Origin of the sequence: Streptomyces sp. NPDC002619, from assembly GCF_042889305.1 — a bacterium.
In the GTDB taxonomy this organism is placed as follows: Bacteria; Actinomycetota; Actinomycetes; order Streptomycetales; family Streptomycetaceae; genus Streptomyces.
This window is the reverse complement of sequence record NZ_JBIAQV010000161.1, coordinates 1-1,331: the sequence shown is the minus strand read 5'-3', so window position 1 is coordinate 1,331 and position 1,331 is coordinate 1. Positions and strand designations below refer to the sequence as shown.

The 1,331-nt window shown below is 65.5% G+C and carries 1 protein-coding gene; it reads left to right on the top strand.

What is annotated here, in order from left to right; genetic code table 11:
- The first annotated feature begins 121 nt into the window (after positions 1-121).
- On the top strand, positions 122-1,318 hold the full coding sequence (locus ACFYXB_RS46000; RefSeq protein ID WP_389591481.1) for an RNA-guided endonuclease InsQ/TnpB family protein: 1,197 nt from the start codon (positions 122-124) through the stop codon (positions 1,316-1,318).
- Positions 1,319-1,331: the final 13 nt, after the last annotated feature.

Here is a 1,331-nt window from a genome sequence, read left to right as displayed (position 1 = left end):
GGGGAGGAATCGGACTCCTGCGGGGCAGGGCAGGGAAAGACGGATCGCCGCCAGGGCGATCCGGCGTCCGCTCCCGACGACCCGTCAGGCAGTCACAAGCCGACATGATAGTTTGTGAGCCATGACCACTCACGTGAAGCGGGCGTTCAAGTACCGCTTCCATCCGACGGATGCGCAGGCAGCTGAGTTGTCGCGCACCTTCGGGTGCGTGCGGAAGGTCTACAACATGGCGCTCGCGGCCCGCTCCGAGGCGTGGGTGATGCGTCAGGAGCGGGTCAACTACAACGCGACGTCGGCGATGCTGACGGCATGGAAGAAGACCGAGGAGCTGGCGTTCCTCAACGACGTCTCTTCGGTGCCGCTCCAGCAGTGTCTGCGCCACTTGCAGACGGCGTTCACGAACTTCTTCGGCAAGCGGGCCAAGTACCCGCGGTTCAAGTCGCGGAAGAAGTCCCGGAAGTCCGCCGAGTACACGACCAGCGGGTTCCGGTTTTGGGACGGCAAGCTGACACTGGCGAAGATGGCGCAGCCGCTGGACATCGTGTGGTCCCGGCCCCTGCCGCAGGGAGCGACGCCGTCGACAGTGACCGTCTCTCAGGACGCGGCTGGACGCTGGTTCGTGTCCCTGCTGGTCGACGACCCCGGCGTGAAGCCGCTTCCCATGACAGACACGGCGGTCGGTATCGATGCCGGACTTCACCACCTGCTCACCCTCTCCACCGGGGAGAAGATCACCAACCCCAGGCACGAACGGCGCGACCGCGCCCGGCTGGCGAAGGCCCAGCGGGAGTTGTCCCACAAGGCCGGGGGGGCCGGAGCCAACCGGGCCAAGGCCCGCCGCAAGGTTGCCCGCATCCACGCCCGCATTGCTGACCGGCGGCGCGACGGTCTGCACCAGCTGACCACTCGTCTCGTTCGTGAGAACCAAACGATCGTGATCGAGGACCTGACCGTACGCAACATGCTCAAGAACCACTCCCTGGCCCGCGCCATCAGTGATGCCGCGTGGTCGCAGTTCCGGAGCATGCTGGAGTACAAAGCCCAGTGGTACGGCCGTGAGGTGATCGCCGTCGACCGGTGGTTCCCTTCGTCCAAACTGTGCTCGAACTGCGGCGCCTTGCAGAGCAAGATGCCCTTGCATGTCCGCACGTGGACGTGCGACTGCGGCACAACCCATGACCGGGACGTGAACGCGGCAAAGAACCTCCTGGCGGCCGGACGGGCCGTGACAGCCTGTGGAGACGGTGTAAGACCTCAACGGAACACTCCGGGCGGGCAGTCGTCGGTGAAGCAGGAAACCCCAGCCCGCAAAGGCTAGGAATCCCCCTCGT